The 23,329-nt window shown below is 71.6% G+C and carries 26 protein-coding genes; 18 read left to right on the top strand and 8 right to left on the bottom strand.

The window, feature by feature from the left end; all coding sequences use genetic code 11:
- Position 1: 1 nt before the first annotated feature.
- The 3 genes from fabG to ACGF3A_RS17870 all read left to right on the top strand — a co-directional run bounded on the left by fabG (position 2) and on the right by ACGF3A_RS17870 (position 1,984).
- On the top strand, positions 2-706 hold the full coding sequence (fabG, locus tag ACGF3A_RS17880; RefSeq protein WP_393730801.1) for a 3-oxoacyl-[acyl-carrier-protein] reductase: 705 nt from the start codon (positions 2-4) through the stop codon (positions 704-706).
- A 2-nt stretch (positions 707-708) separates the two neighbouring features.
- Positions 709-1,479 carry an enoyl-ACP reductase FabI gene (gene fabI, locus ACGF3A_RS17875; protein WP_393730799.1) on the top strand — a complete coding sequence of 257 codons (771 nt, stop codon included), beginning with the start codon at positions 709-711 and terminating at the stop codon, positions 1,477-1,479.
- Between the two features lie 178 nt (positions 1,480-1,657).
- Entirely contained in the window at positions 1,658-1,984 is a 327-nt protein-coding gene (locus tag ACGF3A_RS17870; RefSeq protein WP_393730797.1) for a hypothetical protein, read from the top strand.
- On the opposite strand, the gene ACGF3A_RS17865 is transcribed toward ACGF3A_RS17870, so the two are convergent.
- The gene (locus ACGF3A_RS17865) at positions 1,968-2,666 is read right to left on the bottom strand and encodes a FadR/GntR family transcriptional regulator (RefSeq protein ID WP_393730795.1); all 699 of its coding nucleotides are present in this window, start codon (positions 2,664-2,666) and stop codon (positions 1,968-1,970) included. The two genes, ACGF3A_RS17870 and ACGF3A_RS17865, sit on opposite strands and share 17 nt — an antisense overlap.
- A 69-nt stretch (positions 2,667-2,735) precedes the next feature.
- Between ACGF3A_RS17865 and ACGF3A_RS17860 the strand changes: the two genes are divergently transcribed.
- The 4 genes from ACGF3A_RS17860 to ACGF3A_RS17845 all read left to right on the top strand — a co-directional run bounded on the left by ACGF3A_RS17860 (position 2,736) and on the right by ACGF3A_RS17845 (position 5,238).
- Positions 2,736-4,097, top strand: coding sequence for a CynX/NimT family MFS transporter (locus ACGF3A_RS17860; RefSeq protein WP_393730794.1), 1,362 nt, complete (start codon positions 2,736-2,738; stop codon positions 4,095-4,097).
- A 17-nt stretch (positions 4,098-4,114) separates the two neighbouring features.
- On the top strand, positions 4,115-4,231 hold the full coding sequence (locus ACGF3A_RS17855; RefSeq protein WP_344530045.1) for an SGM_5486 family transporter-associated protein: 117 nt from the start codon (positions 4,115-4,117) through the stop codon (positions 4,229-4,231).
- A 173-nt stretch (positions 4,232-4,404) separates the two neighbouring features.
- The gene (locus ACGF3A_RS17850) at positions 4,405-4,635 is read left to right on the top strand and encodes a hypothetical protein (RefSeq protein ID WP_393730792.1); all 231 of its coding nucleotides are present in this window, start codon (positions 4,405-4,407) and stop codon (positions 4,633-4,635) included.
- Positions 4,636-4,725: 90 nt separating this feature from the next.
- A complete protein-coding gene (locus ACGF3A_RS17845; RefSeq protein ID WP_393730790.1) occupies positions 4,726-5,238 on the top strand; it encodes a SixA phosphatase family protein in 513 nt (170 codons plus the stop codon).
- 57 nt (positions 5,239-5,295) lie between these two features.
- Here ACGF3A_RS17845 and serB read toward each other — a convergent pair whose 3' ends face one another.
- Complete coding sequence (gene serB, locus ACGF3A_RS17840) at positions 5,296-6,573, bottom strand: phosphoserine phosphatase SerB (protein WP_393730789.1); 1,278 nt, start codon at positions 6,571-6,573, stop codon at positions 5,296-5,298.
- Positions 6,574-6,711: 138 nt separating this feature from the next.
- The gene (locus ACGF3A_RS17835; protein ID WP_393730787.1) at positions 6,712-8,487 is read right to left on the bottom strand and encodes a streptophobe family protein; all 1,776 of its coding nucleotides are present in this window, start codon (positions 8,485-8,487) and stop codon (positions 6,712-6,714) included.
- A gap of 234 nt (positions 8,488-8,721) precedes the next feature.
- On the opposite strand from ACGF3A_RS17835, the gene ACGF3A_RS17830 reads away from it, so the two are divergent.
- Entirely contained in the window at positions 8,722-11,397 is a 2,676-nt protein-coding gene (locus ACGF3A_RS17830) for an FHA domain-containing protein (protein WP_393730785.1), read from the top strand.
- A 64-nt stretch (positions 11,398-11,461) separates the two neighbouring features.
- Here ACGF3A_RS17830 and ACGF3A_RS17825 read toward each other — a convergent pair whose 3' ends face one another.
- The gene (locus ACGF3A_RS17825) at positions 11,462-12,232 is read right to left on the bottom strand and encodes a transglycosylase SLT domain-containing protein (protein ID WP_393730783.1); all 771 of its coding nucleotides are present in this window, start codon (positions 12,230-12,232) and stop codon (positions 11,462-11,464) included.
- 497 nt (positions 12,233-12,729) lie between these two features.
- Here ACGF3A_RS17825 and ACGF3A_RS17820 point away from each other — a divergent pair, with 497 nt between their 5' ends.
- The 4 genes from ACGF3A_RS17820 to ACGF3A_RS17805 all read left to right on the top strand — a co-directional run bounded on the left by ACGF3A_RS17820 (position 12,730) and on the right by ACGF3A_RS17805 (position 15,252).
- Positions 12,730-13,887 carry a GAF domain-containing sensor histidine kinase gene (locus ACGF3A_RS17820; RefSeq protein ID WP_393730781.1) on the top strand — a complete coding sequence of 386 codons (1,158 nt, stop codon included), beginning with the start codon at positions 12,730-12,732 and terminating at the stop codon, positions 13,885-13,887.
- Positions 13,880-14,521, top strand: coding sequence for a response regulator (locus ACGF3A_RS17815; protein ID WP_393730779.1), 642 nt, complete (start codon positions 13,880-13,882; stop codon positions 14,519-14,521). Before ACGF3A_RS17820 ends, ACGF3A_RS17815 begins: the two co-directional genes overlap by 8 nt.
- A 115-nt stretch (positions 14,522-14,636) precedes the next feature.
- Positions 14,637-14,882 (top strand): chaplin, encoded by a 246-nt coding sequence (locus ACGF3A_RS17810; RefSeq protein ID WP_393730777.1) that lies wholly within the window; start codon positions 14,637-14,639, stop codon positions 14,880-14,882.
- 124 nt (positions 14,883-15,006) lie between these two features.
- A complete protein-coding gene (locus tag ACGF3A_RS17805) occupies positions 15,007-15,252 on the top strand; it encodes a chaplin (RefSeq protein WP_393730775.1) in 246 nt (81 codons plus the stop codon).
- Positions 15,253-15,336: 84 nt separating this feature from the next.
- Here the strand turns inward: ACGF3A_RS17805 and ACGF3A_RS17800 are convergent, their stop codons facing one another.
- Complete coding sequence (locus ACGF3A_RS17800) at positions 15,337-16,170, bottom strand: hypothetical protein (protein ID WP_393730773.1); 834 nt, start codon at positions 16,168-16,170, stop codon at positions 15,337-15,339.
- Between the two features lie 104 nt (positions 16,171-16,274).
- Between ACGF3A_RS17800 and ACGF3A_RS17795 the strand changes: the two genes are divergently transcribed.
- From ACGF3A_RS17795 to ACGF3A_RS17780, 4 genes are all read left to right on the top strand, one after another.
- Positions 16,275-17,066: an ABC transporter ATP-binding protein gene (locus ACGF3A_RS17795; RefSeq protein ID WP_393730771.1), complete on the top strand. Its 792-nt coding sequence runs from the start codon at positions 16,275-16,277 to the stop codon at positions 17,064-17,066.
- 21 nt (positions 17,067-17,087) lie between these two features.
- Complete coding sequence (locus ACGF3A_RS17790) at positions 17,088-17,510, top strand: NfeD family protein (RefSeq protein ID WP_393730769.1); 423 nt, start codon at positions 17,088-17,090, stop codon at positions 17,508-17,510.
- Positions 17,511-17,581: 71 nt separating this feature from the next.
- Positions 17,582-18,553 (top strand): SPFH domain-containing protein, encoded by a 972-nt coding sequence (locus tag ACGF3A_RS17785; RefSeq protein WP_393730767.1) that lies wholly within the window; start codon positions 17,582-17,584, stop codon positions 18,551-18,553.
- A gap of 66 nt (positions 18,554-18,619) precedes the next feature.
- Positions 18,620-19,387 carry a sulfite exporter TauE/SafE family protein gene (locus ACGF3A_RS17780; protein WP_393730765.1) on the top strand — a complete coding sequence of 256 codons (768 nt, stop codon included), beginning with the start codon at positions 18,620-18,622 and terminating at the stop codon, positions 19,385-19,387.
- A gap of 27 nt (positions 19,388-19,414) precedes the next feature.
- Here ACGF3A_RS17780 and ACGF3A_RS17775 read toward each other — a convergent pair whose 3' ends face one another.
- Entirely contained in the window at positions 19,415-19,936 is a 522-nt protein-coding gene (locus ACGF3A_RS17775; protein WP_393730763.1) for an HNH endonuclease, read from the bottom strand.
- A 358-nt stretch (positions 19,937-20,294) separates the two neighbouring features.
- Positions 20,295-20,834, bottom strand: coding sequence for a YbhB/YbcL family Raf kinase inhibitor-like protein (locus ACGF3A_RS17770; RefSeq protein WP_393730761.1), 540 nt, complete (start codon positions 20,832-20,834; stop codon positions 20,295-20,297).
- 163 nt (positions 20,835-20,997) lie between these two features.
- On the opposite strand from ACGF3A_RS17770, the gene ACGF3A_RS17765 reads away from it, so the two are divergent.
- A complete protein-coding gene (locus ACGF3A_RS17765; RefSeq protein WP_393730759.1) occupies positions 20,998-21,429 on the top strand; it encodes a barstar family protein in 432 nt (143 codons plus the stop codon).
- Positions 21,430-21,434: 5 nt separating this feature from the next.
- Here ACGF3A_RS17765 and ACGF3A_RS17760 read toward each other — a convergent pair whose 3' ends face one another.
- Positions 21,435-22,217 carry a sporulation protein gene (locus ACGF3A_RS17760; protein WP_393730757.1) on the bottom strand — a complete coding sequence of 261 codons (783 nt, stop codon included), beginning with the start codon at positions 22,215-22,217 and terminating at the stop codon, positions 21,435-21,437.
- Between the two features lie 136 nt (positions 22,218-22,353).
- Here ACGF3A_RS17760 and ACGF3A_RS17755 point away from each other — a divergent pair, with 136 nt between their 5' ends.
- Positions 22,354-23,022, top strand: a complete 669-nt coding sequence (locus ACGF3A_RS17755) for a DNA-3-methyladenine glycosylase (RefSeq protein WP_393730755.1) — start codon at positions 22,354-22,356, stop codon at positions 23,020-23,022.
- Positions 23,023-23,329 lie beyond the last annotated feature (307 nt).

Genomic DNA, 23,329 nt, shown 5'->3' with positions numbered 1-23,329 from the left:
CTTGAGCCGCTCAGTGCTCGTCACCGGAGGCAACCGCGGCATCGGCCTCGCCATCGCCCGGGCCTTCGCCGAGGGAGGCGACAACGTCGCCGTCACCTACCGTTCCGGGGAGCCGCCCGAGGGTCTGCTCGGCGTCAAGTGCGACATCACCGACACGGAGCAGGTGGAGCGGGCCTACAAAGAGGTCGAGGAGAAGCAGGGCCCGGTCGAGGTCCTCGTCGCCAACGCGGGGATCACCAAGGACCAGCTCCTGCTGCGGATGTCCGAGGAGGACTTCACCGCCGTCCTCGACACCAACCTCACCGGCAGCTTCCGGATGGTCAAGCGCGCCTCGCGCGGCATGCTGCGCGCCCGTAAGGGCCGGATCGTGCTGATCTCCTCGGTCGTCGGCCTGATGGGCCAGGCCGGACAGGCCAACTACGCGGCGTCCAAGGCGGGCCTCGTCGGCTTCGCCCGCTCGCTCTCCCGCGAACTGGGCTCGCGCAACATCACCTGCAACGTCGTCGCACCGGGCTTCGTCGACACGGACATGACGCGCGCCCTCCCCGAGGAGCAGCGCGCGGAGTTCATCAAGCAGATCCCCGCGGGCCGCTACGCGGAGCCCGAGGAGATCGCCTCCTCGGTCCGCTTCCTGGCCTCCGACGAGGCCGCGTACATCACTGGAGCCGTCATCCCGGTCGACGGCGGATTGGGCATGGGTCACTGAACATGAGCGGAATCCTCGCCGGCAAGCGGATCCTCGTCACGGGCGTCCTCACCGACGGTTCGATCGCCTTCCACGCGGCGAAGGTCGCGCAGGAGGAGGGCGCCGAGGTGCTGCTGACCGGCTTCGGCCGCCTCAGCCTCGTGGAGCGCATCGCCAAGCGACTGCCCAAGCCCGTGCCGGTCATCGAGCTGGACGCCACCAACCAGGAGCACCTGGACGCGCTCCCCGAGCGCATCCGCGAGCACTGGGGCGACGACGCGCAGCTCGACGGCATCGTGCACTCGATCGCCTTCGGCCCGCAGGGCGCCTTCAACTTCCTGGAGGCGAGCTGGGAGGACGTCGGCACGGCCGTGCACGTCTCGGCGTACTCGCTGAAGTCGCTGACCATGGCGTGCATGCCGCTGATGCCGCGCGGCGGCTCGGTCGTCGGCCTCACCTTCGACGCGCAGATCGCCTGGCCGAAGTACGACTGGATGGGCGTGGCCAAGGCCGCGCTGGAGTCCACCAGCCGCTACCTCGCCCGCGACCTCGGCGCGAAGAACGTCCGCTGCAACCTCGTCTCGGCCGGTCCCATCAAGTCGATGGCCGCCAAGTCCATCCCGGGCTTCGAGGAGCTGGCCGACGTCTGGAACCACCGCGCCCCGATCGGCTGGGACCTCACCGACCCGGACCCGGCGGGCCGCGGCGTCGTGGGCCTGCTCTCGGACTTCTTCCCGAAGACGACGGGGGAGATCGTCCACGTCGACGGCGGCGTCCACATGATGGGGGCCTGAGGCTCCTTAAGTTGAGGGCTGAGATTCACAGCCCGTACGGATTACGCGCCCGGGTCGCTCGAACGGCGGAAGCCGTCGGGCGGCCCGGGCGTTTCGCCGCGCACCATGGACTGCGGAGGCACCGCCGCAACCGGCGGTCGCCGCACGGGGGTTGAGCCCTCCGGAGGAGGTGCTGTGGGTGCGTACGTACCTCATGGCCTGCGCAGTTCTGGGCGCGTTGCTGGTGACGGGGCTCCTGAGCCCGTTCACCGACGCCGAAGCAGAGACGACGACCACCACCGCCCGTCCCGCCTGCCGCGCGGAGATCGACGGCAGCACGGGACGCGTCGCCTGCCGCAACGAGACGGGGCGTACGGCGCGCGTCCAGCTCCACATCGAGTGCCGTCGCTGGTGGGACATCGACGTCGACGGCGAACCGGTGACGCTCGCCCCCGGCAAGAGCGTCCGCCTCGCGGACCGCTGCTGGGCGGAGGTGCGCAAGGCGTGGGTCAGCTTTCCGCGCTGATCCCCGGGCCGATCGCCTCCTGGCCCCACTCCGCCGTGTACGAGGCGGCCTCCCGTACGGCCGTTTCCGCGTCGCCCTCGCGGATCGCCTCGATCAGCCGCGCGTGGTCCATGTGCTCGTCCGGCGTCAGCTCCTCGCCGACGTCCTTGCGCAGGAAGGTGCGCAGGACCTCGCCGAGGTCCGCGTAGACCGCGGTCAGCACCTCGTTGTGCGAGGCCGCGACCACGCCCATGTGCAGGCTGTGGTCCGCCTTCACGAACCGCTCCGGATCCCCCGTCTCCCAGGCCGCCTCGCGGCGGGCCAGCAGCAGGTCGAGCTGGTCCAGGTCGCGCGCGGTGCGCCGCCGCGCCGCGAGCCGGGCCCCGGCGGTCTCCAGCGCGTCGCGCAGCTCGGCGACGTGCTTCATGTCGGCGTTCTCGAAGCGGCGCTGCATCACCCCCGCCAGCTCGCTCGTCGCGACGACGTACGTCCCCGAGCCCTGCCGGATGTCCAGCAGCCCGTTGTGCGCGAGGGCGCGGACGGCCTCCCGCACCGTGTTACGGGCGACGCCGAGCTGCTCGACCAGCTCGGGCTCGGTCGGGATCCGGCTGCCGACGGGCCACGCGCCCGAGGAGATCTGGGTGCGGAGCGTGGCGATGACCTGGTCGGCGAGTGCCGCGCGCTGGGGCGGGGGCAGTGACATGGCTCTCTGTTCTCCCGGTGGACGAGAAACCGTTGGGCTGAATTCGTCCCATGATTCTATGATGGCGCCATGGCAACCGCAGACGACGACGTGAAGACGAAGGTTCTCCGCTCCTCCGACCCCGGGCCGGGCCCCGCCCCCACCGCCCGTCCCACCGCCCGTCCCACCGGGCCCGGAGGCTTCTCGCCCTGGCTGCTCCGGGTGGTCGTCGTCGGACTCGTCGTCGCCGCGCTCAACCTCCGCCCCGCGATATCCGGCCTCGGCCCGCTGCTGGAGGAGGTGCGCAAGGGCCTCGGGATGAACGGGACCGTGGCGGGCCTGCTCACCTCCGTGCCCCCGCTCTGCTTCGCGGTCTTCGGCGGCCTCGCCCCCCGGCTGGCCCGCCGCCGCGGCCCCGCCGCCGTCGTGCTCGCCGGAATGGTGGCGATCACCGTCGGCCTCGCGCTGCGCCCGTTCGCCAACGGGACGGTCACCTTCCTCGCCGCCACCGCGCTCGCCCTCGCGGGCATCGCGGTGAGCAACGTGCTGATGCCGGTGATCGTCAAGCACTGGTTCCCCGACCGCGTCGGCTCGATGACGGGCCTCTACTCGATGGCGCTCGCGCTCGGCACCGCCGGTGCCGCCGCGCTCACGGTGCCCATGACCGACGCGCTGGGCGGCAGTTGGCGCGTGGGGATCGGCGCCTGGGCCGTGCTCGGCGTCGTCGCGATCGTGCCGTGGGTCCTGATCTTCAAGGACCGCGCGGCCCGCGCCCCGGAGCCGGACGCCGCGGCGGAGGCGGTGCCGGAGGAGACCGAGGAGGGCGAGGCCCGCACCGAGGCGACCCACGGGAGCGCAGGTAACGAAGCGCCCGTACGGATGGTGAAGTCGCCCACCGCGTGGTCCCTCGGCGTCTTCTTCGGCCTCCAGGCGTCCGCCGCGTACATCACCATGGGCTGGCTGCCGCAGATCTTCCGGGACGCGGGCGTCTCCGCCTCGATGGCCGGGCTGATGCTCGCCGTGGTCATGGGCATGGGCGTGCCCCTCTCCTTCGTACTGCCGAAGATGGCGGCGCGGATGCGGCACCAGGGCCCGCTCGTCCTCGCGCTCGGCGTGTGCGGCCTGATCGGCTACGCGGGCCTGTGGTTCGCGCCGCAGGCGGGCGCCTGGGTCTGGGCGCTGGTGCTGGGCATCTCCAACTGCGCGTTCCCGCTGGCGCTCACGATGATCGGGATGCGCTCGCGCTCCAGCGCGGGCGTCGTCAAGCTCTCCGCCTTCGCGCAGAGCACCGGCTATCTGATCTCGATCCCCGGCCCCCTCCTGGTCGGCGCCCTGCACGACGCCAGCGGCGGCTGGAAGGTGCCGCTGCTGCTGATGACCGGCCTGATGCTGGGGCAGATGGTGATGGGCGTCCTCGCGGGCAGGGACCGGGTCATCGAGGACGGGCGCTGAGTGCGACACTGGCTGACATGCCAGTGCTCGAACCGAATCCGCCCAAGCCGCAGAAGAAGCTCCTCCTGATCTTCGGCGCGATGATGGCCGTCACCGTCGTCATCGGCGTGATCGCCAGCATCGCCGCGCCGTGATCTCCGTGCCGTGATCCCTGCCCGGGGTTCCCGGGGTGGTGCTAGCCCCACCATCCCCTAGGGGGTTGGGGTCAGGGGTAAGTGGGTGGGTCACCCGATGGGAAGGCCCGCCCCGTTTCCGTACCGTCGAAGCAGACGATGAAGATCGACGGAGACAGACGGAGGCGAGCCCCATGACGGCCCCCGCGCACACCACCGCAGCCACCCCCCACCGCCCCGGCAGCACGGCGCCCGGCGGTGTGCAGACGCGGCTGCCGTGGTGGGCCGTGCTGCTGCCCGCCGCCGCCTTCGTCGCGCTCCTGGTGCTCCTCGTCGGCGGGGGAGAGGCGAACGCGGCGGAACAGCCCGGCGGCTCCCTCTTCGTCACGGTGCTGGAGCAGCTCAGGGACGCGCTGCCGGGGTGACGTCGCTGAGCGTCATCGCTCCTCACCCGTGCCGGGGAGCCGTCCCAACACCCCGCGCCCGGCGGCGCGTTTCGTGCGAAGCTGGGGAGCATGAGCGTCGATGTGCCCCGCAATATCGTCCTTCTCCGGCACGCCAAGGCTGACTGGCCCCAGGTGGCGGACCATGAGCGGCCCCTCGCCGAGCGAGGCCGTCAGGACGCCCCGGCAGCAGGCGAATGGCTCGCCGAACACGGCATCAATCCGCAACTGACCCTCTGCTCGACCGCGACCCGGACCCGCGAGACCTGGAAGCTCGCCGTCCACCAGCTCCCCAAGCGCCCCCGGACGGTCTACGAGGACCGGTTGTACGAGGCGCCGCCCGGCCAGATCATCGAGGTGATCAACGAAGCGCCGGACGAGGTGCGGGACTTGCTGGTGATCGGCCACAACCCCGGCATGCAGGGCGTGGCCGACGTCCTCGCGGGCCGGGGCGACGAGGACGCGCTGACGCGGCTCGCCCGCGGTTTCCCCACGGCGGCGATCGCTGTGCTCCGCTTCAGCGGGCCCTGGAAATCCCTTGAGCCCGGCACCGCCGAGCTGACGGACTTCTGGACGCCCCGCTAGCCCCGCCAGCCCGTCGGCTCTGCCAGCCCGTCGGCTCTGCCAGCCCGTCGGCTCCGGTCAGCTGACTCCGCCGTCTCCGCTGTCTCCTCCGAGGCGGTCGTCGCCGAGGATCTCCTCCTCGCCGTCGGCCGCCTCGACCTCCTCGCGCGTGATGCCGAGCAGATAGAGCACGGTGTCCAGGAAGGGCACGTTGACGGCGGTGTGCGCGGCCTCGCGGACCACGGGCTTCGCGTTGAAGGCCACGCCGAGACCCGCGGCGTTGAGCATGTCCAGGTCGTTGGCCCCGTCGCCGATCGCGACGGTCTGCGCCAGCGGCACCCCCGCCTCGGTGGCGAAGCGGCGCAGCAGCCGCGCCTTGCCCGCGCGGTCCACGATCTCGCCCGTGACGCGGCCGGTGAGCTTGCCGTCCACGATCTCCAGGGTGTTGGCGGAGGCGAAGTCCAGGCCTAGCTCGTCCTGGAGCGCGTCGGTGACCTGGGTGAAGCCGCCGGAGACGACGCCGACCTGGAATCCGAGCCGCTTGAGCGTACGTACGAGCGTGCGCGCCCCCGGAGTGAGCCGCACCTCCTTGCGCACCTTGTCCACCACCGACGCGTCGAGCCCGCCGAGGAGTTCGACGCGCGCGTGCAGCGACTGCTCGAAGTCCAGCTCGCCGCGCATCGCCCGCGCGGTCACCTCGGCGACCTCGGCCTCGCAGCCCGCGTGGGCGGCGAACAGCTCGATCACCTCGTCCTGGATCAGCGTCGAGTCCACGTCCATGACGACCAGGCGCTGCGCCCGGCGCTGCAGCCCGGAGGCGACGACGGCGACGTCCACGCCGTACTTGACCGCCTCCAGCGCCAGCGAGGTGCGCAGCGGCGCCGTCTCCGCGCCGGAGACGTCGAACTCGACGGCCAGCACGGGGTACTTGGCGAGCCGGAAGATACGGTCGATGTTCCCGCCGGTCGAGGTGATGCTGGCCGCTATGGCCGCCGTCGACTCCGCGGTCAGGGGGTGGCCCAGCACGGTCACGTGCGAACGGCCGGTGCCGCGCGGGCGGTTGTCGCCCGTGCCGGAGATGATCTCGGCCTCCAGCCGCATGGACTCGGCCCAGCTGTGGACGGTCGCACGGAGCTCACCCTCCGTCGCGGTGCCGTCGTGCGGCGAGGTGACCAGCGCGCAGAGCGTGATCCTTCCTCGGGTGACGAGCTGCTCGATGTCGACGACCTCCACCGCGAAGGCGGCGAGGGTGTCGAAGAGTCCGGCCGTGATGCCGGGCTGGTCCTTGCCGAAGATCTTGACGAGGAGCGTCGGCGTCTCGGCGTACGAAGGTGGCGGGGCGAGAGGTGCGCTCATGGTTCTCTCACAGTAGCGGCTGCGGGGCGTGCGGCTCCTCGGGGGGCGCTGTCCCGCACTCCCCCCGCACCTCGTCTCAACCCCAGCTCCACCCCCGCGCAACCCGCACGTGAGCTGCGGGGCGCCGTCCGAGGGACCTCAGCGGCGGCCGCCGCCCTCCGGGCCCCTGCCCCCGCCCTCAGGGCCCCTGCCGCCCGGCCCTCCGCCCGCCGGACCGCCCCCGCGCCGTCCGCGGTCCGAGCCGGGCGGCGGCGGCCCGGGCGGCGGGGGCTCGGGCCGCACGCGGGGGCCCAGCGTCTCCCCGTCGACGGTCGGCTGGGAGTACGGACCGGCGCCTCCCGCCCCGCGCCCGCCCTCCCCGCGCCCCCCGGCGCCGTGCTTGTACGGGTTCGCCCATCCCTCGTCGGTCCCGGGCGGTCCCGCCGGTGGCCGGTACGGTCCGCGTTCGTACGCGATCGAGGGATACGTGCGCGACGCGTCGTACGTACTCCCCTCGCGCCCCGCCGCGATCCCGGGCCCCAGCGCGTACGCCGAGGCGTGCCGTCCCGCCGCCCCCGTCGCGCAGGCCAGCAGCGCGCCGGTGAACCCGGCGAGCGCGCCCCAGGCGCAGCCCAGCAGCAGCGCCTCCGGGACGCTGCCCCGCATCTCGATCCCCGCGCCGTAGGCGTCGACGCCGAGCACCGAGAGCCCCGCGTTCGCGGAGAGGCCGGTCAGCCACACCAGCAGCGGCCAGGCCAGCCCCGTCACGATCCCGAGGCGCAGCCCGCAGCGCACCGCGAACGGCAGCGCACGGGCGCCCCTGCGGGGCGTGCGCGCGGCCGTCAGCACCCCCGCCGTCAGCATCGCCAGCACGGTGGCGACGGCCATCAGCCACACCCGTCCGTCCAGCTCGGCGAGGTCGCGGACGGTCACCCCGCCGCCGTCGGCCCGCCGCATCACGTCGTCGAGCGGATCGGGCAGCATCCGCGACATGGCGCCCGAGGAGTGGCCGCTCCAGGCGACGAAGAGGCCGAGCGGCATGCCCGTCCACGTCCCGTTCGGCGCGCCCACGAGCGCGGCGCCCACCACGCGCTTCGGGTGCGCGTCGCCCACGGCCGCGTACGCGGCGGCGGCCAGCCCGGCGACCACCGTGACCAGCGCGACCTGCGTGAACGCCGAGGCCGCCGGCCGGACCGTACGGTGCACGGCGTCCCAGAACCGGCCCGGCGGCAGCGGCGTGAACCGCGAGGAGACCAGCGCGATCAGCAGCACCCCGGCCGCCCAGCACGCGCCCGTCAGCACCGTCGGCACCAGCTCGACGCGGAAGCCGACGTCCGCCTTCGCCTTGGCCAGGTCGCCGACGCGGTCGAGGAAGCCGCCGCCGATGTCCCCGAGCGCCCCGCCGCCCAGCTCGTCCTTGACCTTGCCCTTGAGCGCCTCGGCCCCCAGCGCGGACCCGTCGATGGTCACGGTCGAGCGCCCGGCCCAGGCCAGCGCCCCGAGGGAGACGGTGAACAGGGCCAGCGCCGTGCCCGTACGGGCCACCAGCTCGCCCCGGCGCAGCGGACCGCGCACGCGGGCCGCGCGCAACCCCCGCAGGAAGACGAGCGCCAGCAGGAGCGCCCCCGCCAGCGTCACGCCCAGCGGCATCACGTCGAGCGCGGCGTTCGCCTCCGCGCCCTTGAGGCCGAAGACGCGCACGTCACCGTCGGGGACGACGGAGCCGCCGACCGCCAGCGCGACCGCGGCGGCCGTGAGCGCGCCCAGCGAACCCGTCGCGTCGACGTCCAGCAGGTGCAGCCCGAGCGCCGCGACACCGGCCATGCCGAGCAGCGACCAGCCGACGGCCGCGAGGGACGTGAGGAGGATCTCGGTGACCGGGAGGCTCCGGGGGGCGGGGGCGACCGTCCGGCTCGTACGTGCGACCGTGGGCATGGCGGCTCCAGCGCGTAGCCCAGTTGTCCGCATCAGTCGTGATCAGAGCGGATCCATGGGTACTTCTACTGTCCGAGCCGGTATCGCCCCGGTCAACGGGGCTTGACAGGGCTCTTCTTCCGGGTCGGCTTCCTGTTGAGCGGCCAAGCCTGAAATAGTTCCCCACGATGTTCGCCATCCCTAGACTCCCTTTCCGCAGGGGGTACCTCGGGGGACAACTTTGTGGGGCATGGAGTGCCGGAACTCGTACTGGAATTGAACGGACAGACCTGGACGCTGGACCCGTCCAGGGCGTACACGCTCGGTCGCGATCCGCAGGGCGACGTGGCGATCGAAGACGCCAGGGTCTCCTGGCGGCACGCCACGGTGCGCTGGGGAGGGCGTAGCTGGGTCATAGAGGACCACGGCAGCACGAACGGCACCTATGTGCAGGGGCGGCGGCTTCAGCAGCTGGAAGTGGGCCCCGGCATGACGGTCCACCTGGGCAACGCCACGGACGGTCCGCAGCTGAACTTCTCCGGGGAGGGCGGCGCGGGGGCGCCCGTCTCGACCGCCGCGGACAACATGTACAGCGCTCAGACGGTGGCCCCGGAGGCCCGCCAGGGCGCGGCCCAGGCGGCACCGCCGCAGCCGGCGCCCCCGGCCCAGCCGGGTCCCGGCTGGCAGCAGCAGGGCCAGCCTCAGCAGCCGCCGCAGCACCAGCAGCCCGGCTGGCAGCAGCAGGCACCGCACGTACCGCCGCAGGCGCAGCAGCAGGCGCCTCAGGCGCAGCAGGCCCCGCAGGCGCAGTACGCCCAGCAGGGCTCGCCGCAGCAGCGCCCGCCGCAGCAGGGCATGCCCGGCCAGGGCCAGGGTCAGGGCCAGGGCCCGGGCCCGATGGGCGCCACCGGCGCTCCCGGCGGCGACCGCAGCCCGACGACGTTCCACCAGGTCGCGCTCGGCCGCGTCATGCAGATCGGCCGTGCGCTGGAGAACGACCTGGTCGTCTCCGACCTCCAGGTCTCGCGGCACCACGCGGAGTTCCGCGCCTCGCCCGACGGCCGCGCCGAGATCCACGACCTCGGCAGCCACAACGGCACGTACGTCAACGGTCAGCCGCTGCCCAAGGCGGGCTCGGCCGTCATCACGCCGCAGGACACGGTCGGCGTCGGCCACTCGACGTTCCGGCTGGTCGGCGACCGCCTTGAGGAGTTCATCGACACCGGTGAGGTCTCCTTCTCGGCCCGCCATCTGACCGTGAAGGTCGACGGCGGCAAGGTGATCCTCAACAACGTCACCTTCGGTGTCCCCGAGAAGTCGCTGATCGGCGTCATCGGCCCCTCCGGTTCCGGCAAGTCCACGCTGCTGCGGGCCCTGACCGGCTACCGCCCGGCCGACGTCGGCGAGGTCCTGTACGACAACAGGAACCTCTACCAGCACTTCGCCGAGCTCCGGCAGCGCATCGGTCTCGTTCCGCAGGACGACATCCTGCACAAGGAGCTGAAGGTCAGGACCGCGCTGCGGCTCGCCGCCAAGCTCCGCTTCCCCGGCGACGTCGCGGACGCCGAGCGCAACGCGCGCGTCGAGGAGGTCCTCGCCGAGCTCAAGCTCGACATCCACGCGACCAAAAAGATCACCTCGCTCTCCGGCGGACAGCGCAAGCGCGTCTCGGTCGCCCTGGAGCTGCTGACCAAGCCGTCACTGATCTTCCTGGACGAGCCCACCTCGGGCCTCGACCCGGGCATGGACCGCGACGTCATGCAGCTCCTGCGCGGCCTGGCCGACGACGGCCGTACGGTCCTCGTCGTCACCCACTCCGTGGCCGAGCTGCAGCTGTGCGACAAGCTCCTGGTGATGGCGCCGGGCGGCGGCGTGGCCTACTTCGGCCCGCCCGAGGAAGCGCTGAACTTCTTCGGCTACGACACCTGGGCCGACGTCTTCTCCGCCTTCGAGAACTACCGCGACTACGACTGGATGGGCCGCTGGCAGGGCTCGCAGCACTACCAGATGTACGCGGCGGACCTCGACTCCGTCGCCCCGCAGGCCCAGCAGGTGCAGGGCCCGTCCGCGCACATGCAGAAGCCGCAGAGCTGGGGCTCCCAGCTCTGGACGCTCATCCGGAGATACGTCTCGGTGATCGCGTCCGACAAGGGCTTCATGGCGCTGATGCTGATCCTCCCGGCGGTGCTGGGCGTCGTGAGCACCGTGATCCCCGCGGAGCACGGACTCGCGCCGAACCCGAACCCGAAGCTCTCCAACTCGGCGGCGGGCACGATCATGCTGATCCTCGCGGTCGGCATGTGCTTCTCCGGAGCGGCCAACTCCGTCCGTGAGTTGATCAAGGAGCGGGTGATCTACGAACGGGAACGCGCGACCGGCCTGTCCCGGTCCGCGTACCTGATGTCGAAGGTCATCGTCCTCGGGCTCGTCACCGCCGTGCAGGGCGGCATCATCTGCGCCATCGGCCTCACGCCGCGCAAGCTGCCCGACGAGGGCCTGGTCCTGCCGCCCGCCGTCGAGGTCTGCCTGTCGGTCATCGCCCTGGGCTTCACCTCGATGATGTTCGGCCTGATCATCTCCTCGCTCGTGAAGACGGCCGAGAAGACGATGCCGCTGCTGGTGATGTTCGCGATCGTCCAGGTCGTGTTCACCGGCGTGCTGTTCCAGATCTACGGCAAGCTCGGCGTCGAGCAGCTCGCCTGGCTGATGCCCTCGCGCTGGGCCGTCGGCGCGGCGGGCGCCACGCTCGACCTCTCGCACACGATGCCGCCGTGGGACCGCGACAACCCCACGGACCTCGACCCGCTGTGGGAGAACTCCACGGGCATCTGGGCGCTCGACATGTTCGTCCTGCTCGCCATGGGCATCGCCTGCGGCTTCGTCGTGGCCCGCCTGCTGCGGCGCCACGAGCCGGAGGTCATGCGCAAGTAGCGCGTACGTACGTGAAATGGGCGGCACCCCCGGACCGGGGGTGCCGCCCATTTCACGTAGGGGATCAGTACCAGTTGTTGGCCTGCCAGAACGACCACGCGCCGCACGGGCTGCCGTACGTGGACTTCATGTAGCCCAGGCCCCACTTGATCTGGGTGGCCGGGTTGGTGCGCCAGTCTGCGCCCGCCGACGCCATCTTGGTGCCCGGCAGCGCCTGGACGAGCCCGTACGCCCCGCTGCCGGCGTTCTGCGCGTTCACGCGCCACCCGCTCTCGCGCTCGACGATCTGCGAGAAGCACTGGAACTGCGCGTCGTCCCCGATGATCTGCTTCGCGATCTGCTGCGGCGAACCGGAGGGCGCGGCCGGGCGCTGCGCCGAGCGGCTCGCGGCGTTCTTCCGGGCCCGCTCGGCCGCTGCCTGTGCCTTCGCCTTCGCGGCCCGCGCGGCCTCCGCCTTCCGCTTCTCCGCGGCGGCCCTGGCCTTACGGGCGTCCGCCTCCGCCTTCTTCTTCGCGGCCTCGGCCTTCTTCCGGGCCTCCGCCTTCCTGGTCTCGGCCCGCTCGCGCGCGCCCGCCAGCTCCGACTGCCGGGTCACGCTCGCGCGCTGCGCCTCCGGGCTGTGCCGCACGGTCTGCCATGCCACCGGCGTCACGTCGAGGTCCCCGCCGGCGACCTGCACCTTGCCGCTGTCCTGGCCGGAGCCGAGCCCGGCGGCCAGCACCGTGGCGCCCACGGCGGCGACGCCCGTCGCCGCGGAGATCTTCTGGAGCCGCGTGAAGCGACGGGGCCTGCGGTGCTGCGGCTCGGACGGCTCGGAGCCCTGGGGAGCGGACATGCGGAGGGGAACCTCTTTCGACGGGGGAAGCCGCGGACCGGCCCGCGGCAGCGCGGGCCATTCTTAGCGGCGGGTGAAGAAAGGGGCAAAGGTCCCGATTACTACCCCGCTTCGTGGCCGTACGCCGTCCCAGCACCCTCAGCCGTCGCCCACCCCGCGCGAGCACGCCCCGCGTCCACTAAGCACCCCCGTATGTGACGTCCGTCCTGTGCCGGGGCTCACACACGGCCCTCTTAAGAGGCCCCTAGGGGGCTTCTGATGGATCTCCGCGGCGTCGAGGCGTCCGGCACGCACGCTCGCGGCGTTGCCGAAATGGCCTAGTAGCTCCGCTACGAGGCCATCCCGGCGCCTTGCGATCGCACGCACCGGACGCCTCTCCTTGCTCCACGGAGATCCATCAGAAGCCCCCTAGGTCCCCGGCCCTAGGACCAGGGCCCCGCCTCCCGCACGGCCGCTGCCCGATACCCCCGGGGGACCCCGCCGGTACGGTGATCGGCATGGTCCCCCGTTCCGGACTCGCCGCCGTCAGCGCAGCCCTGCTCGCCATGAACAGGCAGCTCGACGTGCGCGAGGTCCTCCAGACGATCGTCGCCTCGGCGCGCGAGCTGCTCGACGCCGAGTACGCGGCCCTGGGCGTGCCCGACGACCACGGCGGCTTCGCCCAGTTCGTCGTCGCGGGCGTCAGCGACCGGCAGTGGAAGGCCATCGGCCCGCTGCCCCGCCAGCACGGCATCCTCGCCGCGATGCTCCAGGACGCCACGCCCCAGCGCCTCGCCGACGTCCGTACGGACCCCCGTTTCGGCGGCTGGCCCAAGGCCCACCCCGACATGTCGGACTTCCTGGGCATGCCGATCGCCGACGGCGAGGAGGTCCTCGGCGCCCTCTTCCTCGCCAACAAGCGCTGCGCCCCCGGCGAGACCCCCACCAACCGCAAGGGCACCTGCGCCTTCACCGAGGACGACGAGGAGCTGCTGCGCCTCCTCGCCCAGCACGCGGCCATCGCCCTGACCAACGCGCGGCTCTACGAGCGCAGCCGCGAGCTGACCATCGCCGGTGAGCGCGCCCGTATCGGCCACGAGCTGCACGACGCCGTCGCCCAGAAGCTCTTCTCGCTCCGCCTCACCGCGCAGGCCGCCACGGCCCTCGTCGACCGCGACCCGGCCCGCGCCAAGGCCGAGCTGCACGAGATCGCCCGCCTCTCCGCCGAGGCCGCCGACGAGCTGCGCGCCGCCGTCGTCGAGATGCGCCCCACGGGGCTGGACGAGGACGGTCTCGTCGCCACCCTGCGCACCCAGGCGGGTGTCCTCGACCGCGCCCACTCCGCCGCCGTCACCTTCACCTGCGAGGGCGTACGCGCGCTGCCCGCGGCCCAGGAGGAGGCCCTGCTCCGCGTCGCCCAGGAGGCCCTGCACAACGCGCTCCGGCACGCCGGGGCCTCCCGCGTCGACGTCGCACTCGTACGCCGCGGACCCGGGGCCGTCCTCACCGTGACCGACGACGGCACCGGCTTCGACCCCGGCGCCGTCCGCAGCGCGGGCCGCCACCTCGGCCTGGTCTCCATGCGGGACCGGGCCAACGGCGTCGGCGGCACGCTGACCGTCCAGTCGGAGCCCGGCAAGGGCACCGCAGTCGAAATGGAGGTGCCCGGTGGCTGACCCGATCCGCGTGCTGCTCGTCGACGACCACCAGGTCGTACGGCGCGGACTGCGCACGTTCCTGGAAGTGCAGGACGACATCGAGGTCGTCGGCGAGGCGGCCGACGGCGAGGAGGGAGTGGCCCGCGCCGAGGAGCTGCGCCCCGACGTCGTCCTCATGGACGTCAAGATGCCGGGCACCGACGGCATCGAGGCACTGCGCAGGCTCCGCGAGTGCGGCAACCCGGCCCGCGTCCTGGTCGTCACCAGCTTCACCGAGCAGCGCACCGTCGTCCCGGCCCTGCGCGCGGGTGCCGCCGGGTACGTCTACAAGGACGTCGACCCCGAGGCGCTCGCCGGAGCCATCCGCTCCGTCCACGCGGGCCACGTGCTGCTGCAGCCGGAGGTCGCGGGCGCCCTGCTCTCCGAGGACGACGCGTACGGCAGCGCCGGGCGCGGCCCGGCGCTCACCGAACGCGAGCGCGAGGTCCTCGGCCTCATCGCCGACGGCCGCTCCAACCGCGAGATCGCCCGCGCCCTGGTCCTCTCCGAGAAGACCGTGAAGACCCATGTGTCGAACATTCTGATGAAGCTCGATCTCTCGGACCGCACCCAGGCGGCCCTGTGGGCGGTGCGTCACGGAGTGACAGGCTGAGATTCATACTGTCGTGTGGTCGTCTTCTCGACAGCGCATCCTCACTGACCGTGACCCGTTCTCCATGGCGTGCCGCGGCGGCTGGCCGCGGCCACTCGCAAGGAGGGTCAAGACAGTGAAGAACCTGAAGAGGGCAGCGGCGGTGACGATGGCCGCCGGTGGCGTGCTCGCCGCGGGTGCCGGCGCCGCCGCCGCGCACGGGGGAGCGACCGCCAACGGTGTCGCCACCAAGTCGCCCGGCGTCGGTTCGGGGAACCAGGCGCAGCTCCCCGTCCACGTTCCGGTGAACGCGACGGGCAACACCGCCTCGATCGTCGGCATCCTCAACCCCGCCTTCGCCAACGGCAGCGTCAACCACTGACGTTGATCCGCCGATTGGGCCGAACGAGCGGATGACGCGCCCGGACCGTGCCGTCCGCCTCGGCCCAGCCGTTTCTCAGCGTGCGACCCCCTCGTGGGGCCGCGAACTCCAGGAGGACCACCCCATGAACACTGCCAAGAAGGCCGCACTCGTGATCGCCGCCGCGGGCGTCGCCACCGGTGCTGCCACTGGCTCAGCGTTCGCCACCGGAGGAGCCGCCGCCAACGGCGGTGCGCACCACTCGCCGGGTGTGGGCTCGGGCAACTCAGCCCAGGCCCCCGTCCACGTCCCGGTGAACTTCTCGGGCAACTCCGTCAACGTCGTTGGAGTGCTCAATTCCGCCTTCGGGAACCACGCGCAGAACGTCTGATCTGCGTCCCCTCCAGGGAAACGACAGGCCCCGCGGACCGCACGGTCCACGGGGCCTGTCGTCTGTCCCACCGCACCCGTGCCCTCAGGGCCGCTCGGCGTCCCGCCGCCGCTCCGTCTCCTCCGCGTACGCGTTGTACGCCGCGACCTGCGCCCGCCGAGCCGTCCGCTCGACCGGCCGCAGCGCCTCCGCGCGCGCCGCGATCTCCGAGGCGCTGACCGCGCCGCCGTGCGACCGCCCGTCACCGCCGTCCCCGTACGCGATCGAGACCAGCGCACCCACCCGCTGCGCCAGTTCGAGCACCCGTACGGCGCGCGGCGGATAGCCCGGCGCCAGCAGCTGCCGCCCCGCCTCCATCCGCGCCCGGTACGCCTCCAGCGCCGCGTCGGCCACCGGCCCCGAACCGGACACGTCCAGCCGCGTCAGCAGCTCCGTCGCGTCCCGCATCGCCTCGGCCAGCTCCCGCTCGGCCTCGCCCAGCGACGGCACGTCGGCGGGCGGCGCCTCCCGTACGGGCAGGCACTCCCAGAGGACCTCCACGTGCGTGTCCTCCGGAGCCACGCCCTCGCCCTCGGGGCCCGCCTCGCTCACCACCGGCACGAGCCCCACTCCGGCGCCCCGCACGACCACCGCCTCACCGGCCTCCAGCGCGTGGGCGTTGAACTCCGGCGGGCCGCTCAGCCCCAGCGGGTGCCCCGGCGCGGGCAGCGCCACCAGCAGGCTCGAAGCGCCCCGCGCGCGCAGCTGCCCCAGCGCCAGCGTCAGCCCCGCCGGGCCCTCCTGCGAGCCCGGCGTCACCACGCGGTGCCGGGCGTCGTCCCCTGTGATCCGCTCGGCCGCCTCGTCGGGGGAGACAAGACCGGCGATCAGCGCGTTGCCCCAGGCGGCCAGCCGCCCGGATCGAGGTTCCATGAGCATGAACCAAGCCTAGGGAACGTACGTCGGACACGGTGGCGTAGGTTTTCCCTGGGGAATGTGCCCACAGGCACCACATCGCGACTGCAATAGGAGACAACGCGCTCATGAGCGAAGTACTGGAGCTGGTGGACGTATCCGTGGTCCGCGACGGACGTGCTCTGGTGGACGACGTCTCCTGGTCCGTGAAGGAGGGCGAGCGCTGGGTCATCCTCGGCCCGAACGGAGCGGGCAAGACCACTCTGCTCAACATCGCCTCGACGTACCTCTTCCCGAGCTCCGGCACCGCCACGATCCTCGGCGAACGGCTCGGTTCCGTCGACGTCTTCGACCTGCGCCCCCGCGTCGGCATGGCCAGCATCGCGATGGCCGACAAGCTGCCCAAGCGCCAGACCGTCCTGGAGACCGTGCTCACCGCGGCGTACGGGATGACCGCGCACTGGCAGGAGAGCTACGAGAAGATCGACGAGGAGCGCGCCCTCGCCTTCCTCGACCGCCTCGGCATGAACGACCTCCTGGAGCGGAAGTTCGGCACCCTCTCCGAGGGCGAGCGGAAGCGGACCATGATCGCCCGCGCCATGATGACCGACCCCGAGCTGCTGCTCCTCGACGAGCCCGCCGCCGGGCTCGACCTCGGCGGGCGCGAGGACCTCGTGCGCCGTCTCGGACGGCTCGCGCGCGACCCGTACGCCCCCTCGATGCTCATGGTCACGCACCATGTCGAGGAGATCGCGCCCGGCTTCACCCACGTCCTCATGCTGCGCCAGGGACAGGTGCTGGCAGCGGGGCCCCTTGAGACCGAGCTGACCTCCCGTAATCTCTCCCTCTGCTTCGGCCTCCCGCTGGTCGTGGAGATGAACGGCGACCGCTGGACCGCACAGGGCCTGCCGCTGCGCTGATCGCACGCCTACCATGGCGGTGTGGACGCTTGGGTCTGGTGGCTGGTCGCCGCCGCAGCGCTGGGAATCCCGCTCGTGCTCACCGCCATGCCGGAATTCGGCATGCTCGCCGTCGGGGCCGTCGCGGGCGCCGTCACGGCCGGGCTGGGCGGGGGGCCCGTCGCGCAGGTCGTCGTCTTCGCCATCGTCTCCACCGCGCTGATCCTCGTCGTGCGCCCCGTAGCCCGCCGGATGCGTGCCGAACGGCCCGAGCTCACCAGCGGCGTCGAGGCGCTCAAGGGACGGCAGGCACTCGTACTGGAAAAGGTCGATGGTCACGGCGGCCGTATCAAGCTCGCGGGAGAGGTCTGGTCGGCCCGCTCGCTCGACGCGGACGAGAGCTACGAAGCCGGTAGTCAGGTGGACGTCGTCGAGATCGACGGGGCCACCGCTGTCGTGATGTGATAGCGCACAGCAACCGTACGATCAGCAACTTTTGACGCCGCGTCATATGAGGAATGCAGGGGGCAACGGCGATGGACGCCATCATCATCGTCCTGATCATCCTGGTGGTGCTTGTCTTCATCGCACTCATCAAGACGATCCAGGTCATCCCGCAGGCGAGCGCCGCCATCGTGGAGCGGTTCGGCCGCTATACGCGCACCCTGAACGCCGGCCTGAACATCGTGGTGCCGTTCATCGACACCGTCCGCAACCGTGTGGACCTCCGCGAGCAGGTCGTCCCGTTCCCCCCGCAGCCGGTGATCACCCAGGACAACCTGGTCGTGAACATCGACACCGTCATCTACTACCAGGTGACCGACGCCCGCGCCGCGACGTACGAGGTCGCGAGCTACATCCAGGCGATCGAGCAGCTCACCGTCACCACGCTCCGCAACATCATCGGCGGCATGGACCTGGAGCGCACCCTGACCTCCCGCGAGGAGATCAACGCGGCGCTGCGCGGCGTCCTCGACGAGGCCACCGGCAAGTGGGGCATCCGCGTCAACCGCGTCGAGCTGAAGGCCATCGAGCCGCCGACCTCCATCCAGGACTCGATGGAGAAGCAGATGCGCGCCGACCGTGACAAGCGCGCCGCGATCCTTCAGGCCGAGGGTGTCCGCCAGTCGCAGATCCTCACCGCAGAGGGTGAGAAGCAGTCCGCGATCCTCCGCGCCGAGGGTGAGTCGCGCTCCGCCGCGCTCCGCGCCGAGGGTGAGGCCCAGGCGATTCGTACGGTCTTCGAGTCCATCCACGCCGGTGACCCGGACCAGAAGCTGCTCTCGTACCAGTACCTCCAGATGCTCCCGAAGATCGCCGAGGGCGACGCCAACAAGCTCTGGATCGTCCCCAGCGAGATCGGCGACGCGCTCAAGGGCCTCGGCGGCGCCCTCGACGGCTTCCGCCCCGGCGGCGGCGACAGCGGCGGCAAGCCCCAGGCGCCGGGTACGCCCGCGACGCCCGGCATCACCAAGTCGCCCCGCGAGCAGCCCCCGCTCGACTCCTGACCTTGCCCCCTTGACCCCTCGGGCATGATCGGTGTCACTGACATCGATCAACCCGAGGGGTTACGCGTGACCATCTGGGAGTCCCTGGCCGTCTTCGCCGCAGGCATCGGCGCGGGCACCATCAACACCGTCGTCGGCTCCGGCACGCTGATCACCTTCCCGGTGCTCCTCGCCACGGGCCTCTCCCCGGTCACCGCGAACGTCTCCAACTCGCTGGGCCTGGTGCCCGGTTCGATCAGCGGAGCCATCGGCTACCGCGCCGAGCTCCGCGGCCAGCGCCAGCGCGTCCTGCGCCTCTGTACCGTCGCGCTCCTCGGCGGGCTCGGCGGCGCGATCCTCCTCACCACCCTGCCGTCCAGCGCCTTCGACATGATCGTCCCGGTGCTCGTCGCGATCGCCCTGGTCCTCGTCGTCCTGCAGCCCCGCCTCGCCCGCGCCGTCCAGGCCCGCCGCGAGCGCAACGGCACCGAGGGCCACCCCCACGGCGGCCTGCCCCTCCAGGCGGGCATCCTCTGCTCCAGCGTCTACGGCGGCTACTTCGGCGCGGCCCAGGGCATCATCTACCTCGGCTTCATGGGGCCCCTGCTCAACGACGACCTGCAGCGCCTCAACGCCGTGAAGAACGTGCTGAGCGCGGTCGTGAACGGCGTCGCGGCGGTCTTCTTCCTCTTCGTCGCCGAGTTCGACTGGCAGGTCGTCGTCCTCATCGCCGTCGGCTCAGCACTCGGGGGCCAGCTCGGCGCCCGTATAGGTCGCAAGCTGGCCCCCGGAGTCCTGCGGGGCGTCATCGTAGCCGTCGGTCTCGTCGCCATCATGCAGCTCGTGCTCCGCTGACGCCCGGTCTCCCTAGGCTCCCGTCGCTCAGGCGGAGGCGGGCACCGCCGACGGCACCGTCAGCCACTCCGGCAGCGACTCGCCCTCCTTGAGCCCCAGCGCCAGGAGCAGCGCGTCGGCGGGCGTCGGCTCGAACGGCTTCCGCAGCAGCGCCATCCCCGCCTGCCCCGGCGTCCGGTCGGCCTTGCGGTGATTGTCCGTCGCACAGGCCGCGACCGTGTTCAGCCAGGTGTCCCCGCCGCCGCGCGACCGGGGAACGACGTGGTCCACCGTGGTCGCCCGGCGCCCGCAGTACGCGCACCGGTGCTGGTCCCGCACCAGGACCCCGCGCCGCGACCACGGCGCCCGTTGTCGGAAGGGCACTCTGACGTACCGGCAGAGCCTGATCACCTGCGGCACCGGAAGCTCCAGATGCGCTGCGCGCACACGGAGGCCGGGGTGCGACTGCTCGACGACGGCCTTGTCCTGCATGACCAGCACGACAGCGCGCCGCAGCGTCACCGTCGACAACGGCTCGAAGCTCGCGTTGAGGACCAGAGTCTCCCGCATCCCGTCCACCTCCCACTCACCGGCCCGCCCCGGCGGCGGGTGGCTCCACTGTGCCGGTGTCCTCGCAGGTCGACAACGCAATTTCCCTACGCTGTACGGGAGATGGCGGAAGCGGGAACGGTACGGGGAATCGCGGAGAATCATGGGGAACACGGAAGAACGCAGGCAGTCGGCGCGGTCATCCAGCCCCCGGCCGAACTCCGGCAGGCGACAGGCGCAGACACGAGCGCCAGCCGCCCCCGTCGCGGTGGTGCGCGCGGTACCGACTGCCCAGAAGAAACAGTGCGCCGCGCGGGACGCGCGGCGCAACGGATTTATGGACGTACGGAAAGGAGTACGGAAAGGAAGGAGCGGTGGGTCAGTCCCCGGCGGGAATCCCGTACTCACCGATCAGCTGGCCGCGGCCGATCGCCTTGAACCGCAGATTGAAGCCCACCACGGCGGGCGAGGCGTCCGCGTCGGGGCCGAGCTTCTCGCTCTCGACCGCGTAGACCGTGAAGACATAGCGGTGGTCCCCGTCCCCGGGCGGCGGGGCGGCGCCGCCGAAATCACGCGTCCCGTAGTCGTTCCGCACATGGACGGCGCCCTCGGGGAGGCCCTTCATGTCGCCCGTGCCCGCGCCCACCGGCAGCTCGGTCACGTGCGCGGGGATGTCGATGACCGACCAGTGCCAGAAGCCGCTCCCGGTCGGCGCGTCGGGGTCGAAGCAGGTGACCGCGAAGCTCTTGGTCTCCGGCGGGAAGCCCTCCCAGCGCAGCTGGGGCGAGGTGTTCCCCTCGGCGTACACCTGCGCGGAACCCAGGGGGCCACCGTCCTGAAGATCGTCGCTCGTCACCCGGAACGACGGCACCGGAGGGTGGTAAGCATGGGGGAGTGGGCGCCGCTGCTGGTCCGTCACGTCGGATCCTCCTCATCGCGCGAAAATCGCTGTACCGGCCAGCCTAACGAGCGTGAACGCCGGTCTTTGCCACCATGTCCAAGTGCGTCGGCACGCGCTCATCCACCCCTGCCCCATGCCCCGAGACTGACCACGACGAGACTCCGAAGCGGTGGTGCGACCCATGACCAGCCCCGTGGAACTGCCCGAACTGCCCCAGGACGACCTGCCCGGCCTCTTCGACGGCACTGTGCCACCCGGCGTCTACAAGCTGCCCTCGGTCGGCCCCGACGCCCTGATGCAGGCCGACGCCGCCGGATGGGTCGACGCCGTGGTCGACCTGGCGGGCGTCACGACCAAGGCCGACTTCATGGACCGCTGCGCCGGCGGCCTGGAGCTTCCCGACTACTTCGGCCGCAACTGGGACGCCCTCGCCGACGTCCTCACCGACCTCTCCTGGTGGGGTGAGACGCGCGGCTATCTCGTCCTCGTGACGAACTGGTCGGCCTTCGAGGAGGCGGCGCCCCAGGAGGCCGACGCCGCGGCCGGGGTCTTCACCGCGGCCGTCGGCTTCTGGGCCGTCCGGGAGACGCCGCTCACCGTCCTCCTCGGCTAGCTCGGCTAGAACCAGTTGCGCTTGCCGCCCACCTCGGACAGCCACTGGTTCAGGTAGGCGTTCCAGTCCGTCTGCTGGTAGCTCGCGAAGTCCACCTTGAACGCGCGGTACGAGTCGCTGCCCTCGGTGAAGAGGCCCGGCTTCTTGTCCATCTCCAGCACGACGTCCATCCCGCGCGAGTCCGCGACGAAGGACAGCTCGACCTGCTTCAGCCCCCGGTACTGCTGCGGCGCGAAGAACTCGATCTCCTGGTAGAAGGGGAGCTGCTGCCGGGTGCCCCGGATGCGGCCCTTCTCCATGTCCGCGGACTTGAAGCGGAAGCCGAGCTGGATGAACGCGTCGAGGATCGCCTGCTGCGCGGGCAGCGGGTGGACGCTCACCGGGTCCAGGTCGGTCGAGTCGACGGCGCGCGCGATGGCCAGCTCGGTCGTCAGCCCCAGGTTCATCCCGGCCAGGTGCTGCCCGTCCACGTCCGTGACCGGCGTCTCCCACGGCACCTCGAAGCTGAACGGCACCGCGTGCTGCGCCCCCGCCTGGAGGGTGATCGCGTCGCCGAGCTTCTGCCGCGCGAACTCGATGTTCTGCTTCATCTCGCCGTCGTTGGTCTCCACCTCGACCTTCGCCTGGAGACCCACGGACAGCCCCTGGATCTCCTGCGCGACGGAGCCGCCCTCGATCCGCACCTCGCCCTGGATGACACCACCGGGCACCGCGTTCGGCTCGTGCAGCACCGTGTCCACGGAGGCGCCACCCATGCCCACGCTCGCGAACAGCTTCTTGAAGCCCATCTCATTCCTCCCCACGTCGGGACGCGAACCGCCCCGGCCGATTCGTTACGACTAGGTACGCCCCGGACGGCTCCCCGGTTCCTCCGGGGCCGGACCCGATCGGTCCGCTCGGCGCGCTCCAGTACGCTCGGACGGCATGATCGCAGGCGGAGACAGCCCCCCGGACACCAGCGCCACCCTCGTACCGCTCCCGCGTGCCTTCTTCGACCGTCCCGTCCTGGATGTCGCACCCGAGCTGCTCGGACAGGTGCTCGTCCGTACGACGGATGAGGGGCCGGTGGAGCTGCGCATCACCGAGGTCGAGGCGTACGCGGGCGAGGCGGACCCCGGCTCCCACGCGTACCGGGGCCGTACGGAACGGAACGCCTCGATGTTCGGCCCTCCCGGCCACGCCTACGTGTACTTCATCTACGGGATGTGGTGGAGCCTCAACCTGGTCTGCGGCCCCGAGGGGCACGCGAGCGGTGTCCTGCTGCGCGGCGGCGAGATCCGCAGGGGTCAGGAGCAGGCCCGCAGGCGCCGCCCGAAGGCCCGCAAGGACACAGAACTGGCCAAGGGCCCGGCCCGCCTGGCGACAGCCCTCGACGTCGACCGCACCCTCAACGGCACCGACCTGTGCACCCCCGACGACACCGCGCCGCTCAGCGTCTTCGCTGGTGACCCTGCCGACGAGAGCGCGATCAAGAGCGGCCCGCGCACCGGTGTCGGCGGCGAGGGAGCCCACCACCCCTGGCGCTTCTGGATCGCTGACGACCCGACAGTGAGCCCATACCGGCCACACCAGCCGAGGCGCCGCAGGAGCTGACTTGACGGAGGTGGGGCCGGGGCCTAATGTAGGTCGAGCCGCTTGAAACGGGACGGCCAGTCACCGAGACCTCAGAGTCCAGTGAGAACACCTCCTGCAAGCGGCAAACTCACTACCTACGACATACCCCAACCTGGGGTCGCTTTCGGCACGCCGAAAACAGACTCCAGAAGCTCGATTAGGAGCTTCCGGGGAAATCCGTTAACGTAGTGGACACACCGAAGGGAAGCGCCCGGAGGAAACCCGAGAGGGAATCCGAAGGAAGCGTCCGTTCCTTGAGAACTCAACAGCGTGCCAAAAGTCAACG

Source organism: Streptomyces sp. NPDC048172, assembly GCF_043202595.1.
Lineage (GTDB): Bacteria > Actinomycetota > Actinomycetes > Streptomycetales > Streptomycetaceae > Streptomyces.
This window is presented reverse-complemented; position numbering and strand designations above follow the sequence as displayed.